10 protein-coding genes are annotated in these 6,994 nt (G+C 69.1%); 5 read left to right on the forward strand and 5 right to left on the reverse strand.

Translation table 11 applies throughout. The annotated features are described in order from the left end of the window. The first annotated feature begins 128 nt into the window (after nucleotides 1-128). Nucleotides 129-563, forward strand: a complete 435-nt coding sequence (locus tag Pph01_RS42205) for a hypothetical protein (protein WP_204078896.1) — start codon at nucleotides 129-131, stop codon at nucleotides 561-563. 224 nt (nucleotides 564-787) lie between these two features. Here Pph01_RS42205 and Pph01_RS42210 read toward each other — a convergent pair whose 3' ends face one another. Beyond that, entirely contained in the window at nucleotides 788-1,135 is a 348-nt protein-coding gene (locus tag Pph01_RS42210; RefSeq protein ID WP_204078897.1) for a hypothetical protein, read from the reverse strand. Nucleotides 1,136-1,354: 219 nt separating this feature from the next. Here Pph01_RS42210 and Pph01_RS42215 point away from each other — a divergent pair, with 219 nt between their 5' ends. The 3 genes from Pph01_RS42215 to Pph01_RS42225 all read left to right on the forward strand — a co-directional run bounded on the left by Pph01_RS42215 (nucleotide 1,355) and on the right by Pph01_RS42225 (nucleotide 3,451). Further along, nucleotides 1,355-2,263 carry an SDR family NAD(P)-dependent oxidoreductase gene (locus Pph01_RS42215; protein ID WP_204078898.1) on the forward strand — a complete coding sequence of 303 codons (909 nt, stop codon included), beginning with the start codon at nucleotides 1,355-1,357 and terminating at the stop codon, nucleotides 2,261-2,263. 10 nt (nucleotides 2,264-2,273) lie between these two features. Further along, nucleotides 2,274-2,477: a hypothetical protein gene (locus Pph01_RS42220; protein WP_204078899.1), complete on the forward strand. Its 204-nt coding sequence runs from the start codon at nucleotides 2,274-2,276 to the stop codon at nucleotides 2,475-2,477. A gap of 99 nt (nucleotides 2,478-2,576) precedes the next feature. After that, nucleotides 2,577-3,451, forward strand: a protein-coding gene (locus tag Pph01_RS42225) for an IS5 family transposase (protein ID WP_204078900.1) whose coding sequence is annotated in 2 segments (ribosomal slippage) — nucleotides 2,577-2,966 and nucleotides 2,969-3,451 — 873 coding nt in all. Because the reading frame shifts where the segments join, the coding sequence is not laid out codon by codon here. A gap of 112 nt (nucleotides 3,452-3,563) precedes the next feature. Here the strand turns inward: Pph01_RS42225 and Pph01_RS42230 are convergent. The 3 genes from Pph01_RS42230 to Pph01_RS42240 form a co-directional block, all read right to left on the reverse strand. Continuing rightward, the gene (locus Pph01_RS42230) at nucleotides 3,564-3,929 is read right to left on the reverse strand and encodes a VOC family protein (protein WP_174876265.1); all 366 of its coding nucleotides are present in this window, start codon (nucleotides 3,927-3,929) and stop codon (nucleotides 3,564-3,566) included. A 172-nt stretch (nucleotides 3,930-4,101) separates the two neighbouring features. Then, nucleotides 4,102-4,437, reverse strand: coding sequence for a TIGR02391 family protein (locus Pph01_RS42235; RefSeq protein WP_204078901.1), 336 nt, complete (start codon nucleotides 4,435-4,437; stop codon nucleotides 4,102-4,104). Nucleotides 4,438-4,643: 206 nt separating this feature from the next. Beyond that, nucleotides 4,644-5,513 carry a helix-turn-helix transcriptional regulator gene (locus Pph01_RS42240; RefSeq protein ID WP_204078902.1) on the reverse strand — a complete coding sequence of 290 codons (870 nt, stop codon included), beginning with the start codon at nucleotides 5,511-5,513 and terminating at the stop codon, nucleotides 4,644-4,646. Between the two features lie 139 nt (nucleotides 5,514-5,652). Between Pph01_RS42240 and Pph01_RS42245 the strand changes: the two genes are divergently transcribed. After that, nucleotides 5,653-6,507, forward strand: coding sequence for an NAD-dependent epimerase/dehydratase family protein (locus Pph01_RS42245; protein WP_204078903.1), 855 nt, complete (start codon nucleotides 5,653-5,655; stop codon nucleotides 6,505-6,507). Nucleotides 6,508-6,585: 78 nt separating this feature from the next. Here Pph01_RS42245 and Pph01_RS42250 read toward each other — a convergent pair. Further along, nucleotides 6,586-6,994, reverse strand: a 409-nt coding sequence (locus Pph01_RS42250) for a phosphotransferase (RefSeq protein WP_204078904.1), incomplete at its 5' end; no start/stop codon positions are given.

Below are 6,994 nucleotides of genomic sequence, written 5' to 3' on the forward strand. Positions count from 1 at the left end.
AATGATGCACAAGAACGTTCGCCGAACGCCGTCTCCCTCATGGCCTTCCGCGGCTTGCGGGCTAGGTGTACTCGGTCAGGGCCCGCGTCCTATCCTGGCCAAACCCCCAGCCCCAGGAGCACACCAACATGCGCGGTCCCCTACTCGTCGCCAGCCTGGTGCTCGCCCTCGCCGGTTGCGGCAGCACAGCGCCAGCCGCGGCACCGACCTCGGCCGCGACCAACAACGCGGCCGCATGCCAGCAGTTCGATAAGGCTGCCGACCAGCTCACCCATCTCGGGCAGCAGCTCGGCTCGGGCGAAGGCCCCGGCAGCGCGAGTGTCGCCAGTGCGGCCAAGTTGGCGCTCGGCACCATGGAAGGCGCAACCACCCTTGCCCGCGGAGACGTGCACGACGCGATGGACCACGCGGTCGCAGCCGTCCAGATCATCCAGTCGGAGGCCGCGATGTCGGCGAATGGCATGATCTACATGGCCCACGAGGTTGGGACGGCCCGCCTGGCGGTCGAGCAGGTCGGCGAGGCGTGCAAGCAGACCGGCGTGACCCTGAAGGCGGCCCTGTAACCGGCGGCCCCGCCTGCCGGCGGTGGTCGGCAGGCAGCACAAGACGGCGTTGTAGACGGTGACGGCGTCGACGTGCGCGACCCGGGCCGCTGCCTCGAGCTCCTCACACGACGGCGGGTAACCGCGCTCGTCGACATGCGGCTCGGTGTTCAGGCTAAATGTCTGCCTGGTTCAGGTGTGGTGCCCGGCCCACAACCAGCGGCACGGAGCGGAGCCTACGGGCTTCACCCGAGGATGTCGTGCAGCGCTCGCGCGAGGAACGGCCGCACCCCAGCCGAGGCGTGGACGACCCGGCCGGTGCCGCGTTTCAGCTCCCGGTACCCCTTATGGATGAACGACGCGTACGCCACCATGGCGACGACGTCCCAGCGGAGCGTGTCCGCGGTCCGGGTCGGCCCTTCGATGTTGATGTTGCGGCGCAGGTTGCCCGTCCTCACCGGCGCGTAGACCTTGGCCGGGCCCTGCACCTGGACCACCTTCACGCGCACCTGGCGGCCGAGCTCCTCCGTGGGCGACAGCGCCAATCGCCTGATCTGCCCCTGGTCCAAGTGCACGGTCACCCTAATCGGCACGGCTAGTCCTCCAGCGACACTTCCACATCATGGTTGGAATCTGCCCTGGTAGCGGGATCGCTGGGCGATGTAGCCGGTAGGAAGTTACATCGCCAACTGAGGTCACATCCGAACTGCGCGTGAGGACCTCTTCGAGGGATCGGCTTGCTGGACGCTCGCGCAACTATGCCGGAGGCTGCAGCATTCCACGTCCAGACTCCGGTTCCTACCGTAGGGGTCATGACACTTATCAGCACTCCGTTCAACGCCAAGACCACGGCCGCGGAGGTCCTCGCTGGCGTCGACCTCACCGGGCGACGGATCATCGTCACCGGCGGTGCCTCCGGGATCGGCCTGGAGACCGTCCGGGCTCTGCGGGGCGCGGGGGCCGAGGTTACCGTGGCGACGCGCAACCCCGCCAGCGGCGAGCGGGCCCTGGACTTGAGCGACCTCGGCTCGGTGCGCGCGTTCGTGGCCGGCTGGTCCGGGCCGGTGCACGCGATCGTCGCGAACGCCGGGATCATGGCGGTGCCCACCCGCCAGGTCGCCGCCAACGGCTGGGAGCTGCAGTTGGCGACGAACTTCCTCGGTCATTTCGCGCTGGTCACCGGCCTGCACGAGAACCTGCGGCAGGCTGGCGACGCGCGGGTGGTCACGGTGAGTTCCGGCGCTCATCTGGGCGTGCCGTTCGACTTCGACGACCCGCACTTCGAGCGACGCCCGTACGACCCATTGGCCGCGTACGGGCAGTCGAAGACGGCCGAAGTCCTGCTCGTCGTCGGCGTGGCCCGGCGCTGGGCCGCCGACGGCGTCACCGCGAACTCGCTGAGCCCCGGCTACATCCACACCAACCTGCAGCGGCATCTCGACGATGCCACCATGCGGGCGTTTGGCGCGATGGACGACGAGGGAAACCTCCTGACCCCGGACTACTACAAGACCCCGGAGCAGGGCGCTGCCACCTCGGTGCTGCTTGCCGCGTCCCCGCTGCTCGACGGTGTGACCGGCCGCTACTTCTTGGACAACCAGGAAGAAGGGGTAGTGCCGGGCGGCCCGGACGCGACCGGCGGCGTAGCGGACTGGGCGGTCGACCCGGCCGTTGCCGACCGCCTCTGGGACTACGCGCTCAAAGCAACACTCAACGGATGATCACCAGCCAGTGAGCCCACGTCGCGCCCGGCTCATCGCGGTGTCCGGGCTGGCCATAGTTGCTAGTCACCCCTCGCTGCTGCAGGGGTCGTCGCAGCCGTCCCACGCCACGGCGCCGGCGACGGCGCAGGACCGGCACGGGCAGCCCGGTCCGCCCCTCACCGCCCTGCCTCCCATCATCAACGACGCGAACCCTGACGACGGCGCGCGTTGATGTAAACCAAGAGCACGGCAGGATCACCACCACGATCACGAAGACACCTACTAGGGCCTGTGTCGAAAGTGGATCTTGGGCGTGAGATGATCTTGATTCGTGGCGCGTGGAGATCTGACGGACGAGCAATGGGCCGTGCTGGAGCTGCTGCTGCCGAAGGGCAAGAAGCCCGGCCGGCCACCGATATGGACCCGGCGGCAGCTGATCGACGGCATACGGTTCCGGGTTCGTACCGGCATCCCGTGGCGGGACATGCCCGCCGACTACGGGCCGTGGGGCCGGGCGTACGACCTGTTCCGCCGCTGGCAGCGCAACGGCACCTGGCAGCGCATCTTCACCGAACTCCAGGCCCGGGCCGATGCCAAGGACCTGATCACCTGGGACCTCAACGTCGACTCCACCGTCTGCCGGGCCCACCAGCACGCCGCCGGAGCGAGGAAAAGGGGGACCTGCAGAAGGAGCCGCCCGGCGGTGTCGCAGTCGAGCCCGACGACCACGGCCTCGGGCGCTCGCGCGGCGGCCTGACCACCAAGCTGCACCTCGCCGTCGAGCAGGGGCAAAAGCCCATGTCCATCGTGATCACCGCCGGGCAGCGCGGGGACTCCCCGCAGTTCGAGGTTGTCCTGGGCCGCATCAGGGTGCCCCGGCTGGGGTCCGGCAGACCGCGCACCCGGCCGAGGCGGGTGCGCGCTGATAAGGCGTACGCCTCCCGGAGGAACCGCGCCTACCTGCGCAGACGTGGCATTCGCTGCACCATCCCGGACAAGGCCGACCAGGCCCGCAACCGAAGGAAACGCGGCTCCCGCGGCGGCCGTCCGCCGAAGTTCGACCCGGAGGACTACAAGGCTCGGCACGCGGTAGAGTGCGGCATCAATCGCCTCAAAAGGCACCGTGCCGTGGCCACGAGGTACGACAAGCTCGCGGTCCGCTACGAGGCAACCGCCCTGGTAGCGGCCATCAACGAGTGGCTGTGACCAGCGCATCTGACGCCATGCCCTCTCCGAGGCGGCCAGCAGCTGATGAACCGCTCGCCCAAACCTCAGCGCAACGGCGTCTGACGGGGGATACCTGTCAACGCCGGTGATGTCAGGAAGACGTCAGGCAGAAGGGGTGGCCAGCCGGATCCAGGAGAACCCGCCAGCGTCCGTCGCCGGGCTGATGGTCCGGTTTGGCCGCGCCGAGTTCCAGGGCCAGCTCTTCCATCGCATCGAGGTCGTCAGCGCGGAAATCCAGGTGGAACTGTTGTGGCACGTCCTGACCCGGCCACTGCGGAGCCCGGTATCCGTCAACCCTCTGGAACCCCAGATCACAGCCGGAGTCGTCCGTCAGAGCGACGAACTCGTCCGTACTGAATAGTTCGCGCATCCCGGTCAGTGCACCGTAGAAGCCCGCCAGCGTCTGCGGGTCGGCACAGTCCAGAGTCACCCCTCGCAGTACAGCGCCTGGCACCATACGCTCCTTCGCGTCCGCGCGTCTGTCTCCGTGAGCCGCCGCTGCACGCGATCACCGGCCACAGCCACACCGTACTCGCCACATCCACCGCAGAAGTAGCGGTTTATCCCTGCCTCAGAGCAACGGGTGGCTGTGACCGGCGCCTTCGATACACGCCCTAGGGCTGGGCCGATCAGACCGTCTCGACCTTGGCGGCGTCGACCCATCGGGCGAGCACGCTGAACGCGGCCAGTTGCTCAAGCGCCTCCGCCTCGGGCAGCTCGTTCTGCACGGTGCGGCTCGTCGGGTTGCGGATGGCCCTGTAGCAGCCCTCTGCGTACGCGGCCGCCCCGTCCTGGAGGCTGCTGTAGGTGGGCGACCCGTCGTCGGCCATGAGGCGCAGCCGAGACTTGCCCGGCTCCGGCGCCTTGGTGGTGAAGGCCTGGCGGAAGAGGTCCTTCTCGGACACGTCCTTGCGACCGCGCTTATTCTGCGTCTCGGCGTTGAGCTTGACGGCGGCCGCGTGCACCGCCTGCCGGTAGTGCCCGGACTGCCACAGAGATAGGGCGCGACCACGCAAGCCATCGCGAGCAGGGCAGCATGATCCGCCGTTACATCGCCTGGCGAAACCGCAACAACGACAACCCCCGCCTACGGCGCATCGTCAAGAAGGCAAACGTGGCCTGACACGGCACTGGCACCGTGCGCTCGATCGCGGGAGACGGGTCCGTGCCGTCAGGGCTCGTTCGGCGCCCTGACGGACCCGCTCGGTGTCATGTCCTGCAGGCCCACCACCCGCAGGAGTCGGAGTCGTTCGTGGGATTCCGTGCCCGGGCGAGCCGTGTGGAGGACGAGGAGGTGGTGGCTCTCGTCGTTGAGGAGGATTTCGCAGTCCAGTTCCAGGAGGCCAACCACGGGGTGCCGGAAGCGTTTCGTGGTCGCTCGGCGTACCGCCACCTCGTGTTCGTCCCAGAGAGTCGCGAACTCGGCACTGGCTGTGCGTAGTTCGGCAACCAGGGCGGCGGGCGCCGGGTCGGCCGGGCGGGATGCCGCCACCGCGCGCAGGTTCGCCACATGCACGCGCGCGTACTCCTCGCGATCTTCCGGAGGGAAGATTTCGCGCGCGGTCGGGTCGAGGAAGTAGCGGCGGAGCAGGTTGCGGTCCCTCGGCGGGCGGGCCGAGGCGTCGCCGGAGAGTGCCTTCGACAGCGCGTTCTGCGCCAGGACATCGCCCAGGTCGGTGACCACCGAGGCGGGCGCGTCATACAGGCGGTCCAGGACGAGGAGGAGGCCGGGGCGGACGTGGCCGGACGGGACCTCGTGGCGTGGCGGCTCCTCGTCAGCCAGGTGGAACAGGTGGGCCCGTTCGTCGCCCGTCAGACGCAGGGCGCGGGCCAACGCCGTCAGCATCTGACGAGACGGGTGTGGGCCCCGGGACTGTTCGAGGCGCGTGTAGTAGTCGGTCGACATGCCGGCCAGCGATGCCACCTCCTCGCGCCGCAGACCCAGGGTGCGCCGCCGGGGGCCGGCCACCAGACCCACGTCTGAGGGGTGGAGGCGGGTGCGTGCGCGGCGCAGGAAGTCGGCGAGTTCAGCACGGTTCACCCCTCCAGGGTGGCCCCGATCGCCCGGCTGATCCAGGGACTGACGGTCCCATGATCGGAAGGTCTCTCCCGTTCGTCCCGGTCCGACTCCACAGTAGTGGCGCCAGATCGTGGGGCATCAGATCGTGAGGAGATACACCGTGTTGACACTGGTGACGGGTACGACGGGGCAGGTCGGGCGGCGCTTCGTGCCGCGGCTGCTGGCGCAGACCCAGGCGGAGGAGCGGGTGCGGGTCCTGGTACGCGACGCGGCGCGCGCGGAGCGGTTCGCGGAACTGGGTGCCGAGGTCGTGCTCGGTGATCTGCGGGACGAGGAGGCCCTCGGCAAGGCGGTGGCCGGGGTGGACGCGGTCGTGAACGTCGCCGCGTCCTTCCGTGGAGTGCCGGACGAGGAGGCGTGGGCCGTCAACCGTGATGCGGCGGTGGGGTTGGGACGGGCCGCGCTGGCCTCCGGTGTTCGGCGATTCGTGCAGGTCAGCACCGGGAACGTGTACGGCTCTGGGCGAGGCCGTCCGATGACCGAGGACGACGAGAGCCGGCCCGGCGGCGAGCTGTGGGGCGCCTACCCGGAGTCCAAGGCGGCCGCCGAGCGGGAGTTGCTGGCGCTGGAGGGAATGGAGGTGCGCATCGGCCGGCTGCCCTTTGTCTACGGCGACGGAGACCCGCATCTCGCCCAGTCGCTGCGCTGGGCCGCGAACTGGGCACCCGCCCAGCGGCTGCAGATGGCTCATCACGTCGATGTCGCCCAGGGGCTGATGCGCCTCCTGTACTCACCGGCGGTGACAAGCCCCATCTACAACATCGCCGACGACTCACCCGTCACAGCAGTTGAGCTGCACCAACTCAACCGCGTCGAGGTGCCCGCCGACATGCACACCCGGACCGACCCCGACCCGTGGTTCGGGATCATGTCCACCCAGCGGATCCGCCGGGACCTCGGCTTCCGGCCCATCTATCCGAGCGTCTGGGCCGCCCGGGACGCCGGAGCCCTCTGACAGCCAGTGCCCGGCAGGCAACGTTTGCTCCATCGTCTGGTGAGCCAGGTGATAGGGCAAACGTTGTCTGACGCGGCACTAGCTCAAACGGTGCTTGACCCAAGCGCGGCCTGCAGCTGCCGCACGCGCCCGTGAGGTCCTGATCGGCTCGGGGCCGTAGCGGGCGACGAACTCGCGGAACAGGCTCCACACCGCGGCCAGCCCGGTGACGGCCTCCGGCGGTGCGGACTTCCACGCGGGTACCTGGGCCACGAGTGCTTCGGCCTGCGCGGGGGTGTGGCCTTCGAGGATCAGGCGTGGGATCAGGAGGGCGGGCTCCACCCAGGCCGCACCACGGCAGGCGAGTCCCCAGTCGATGAGCTGCAGCCCATTGGGCCCGGCGAGCAGGTTGCCCTCGTGCAGGTCACCTTCGGCGCGGGCCTGGTCGACCAGCTTGGCCACCAGCTCCCGATCCGACGCTTCATGTTCTTTCCGCGTCACCGCGGCA

Source organism: Planotetraspora phitsanulokensis (genome assembly GCF_016863295.1).
In the GTDB taxonomy this organism is placed as follows: Bacteria; Actinomycetota; Actinomycetes; order Streptosporangiales; family Streptosporangiaceae; genus Planotetraspora; species Planotetraspora phitsanulokensis.

Excerpts from the sequence above, each read along its gene's own strand:
- Pph01_RS42230 (WP_174876265.1), bottom strand. The coding sequence starts at position 3,929 with ATGGTGCCAGGCGCTGTACTGCGAGGGGTGACTCTGGACTGTGCCGAC.
- Pph01_RS42215 (WP_204078898.1), top strand. The coding sequence starts at position 1,355 with ATGACACTTATCAGCACTCCGTTCAACGCCAAGACCACGGCCGCGGAG.
- Pph01_RS42205 (WP_204078896.1), top strand. The coding sequence starts at position 129 with ATGCGCGGTCCCCTACTCGTCGCCAGCCTGGTGCTCGCCCTCGCCGGT.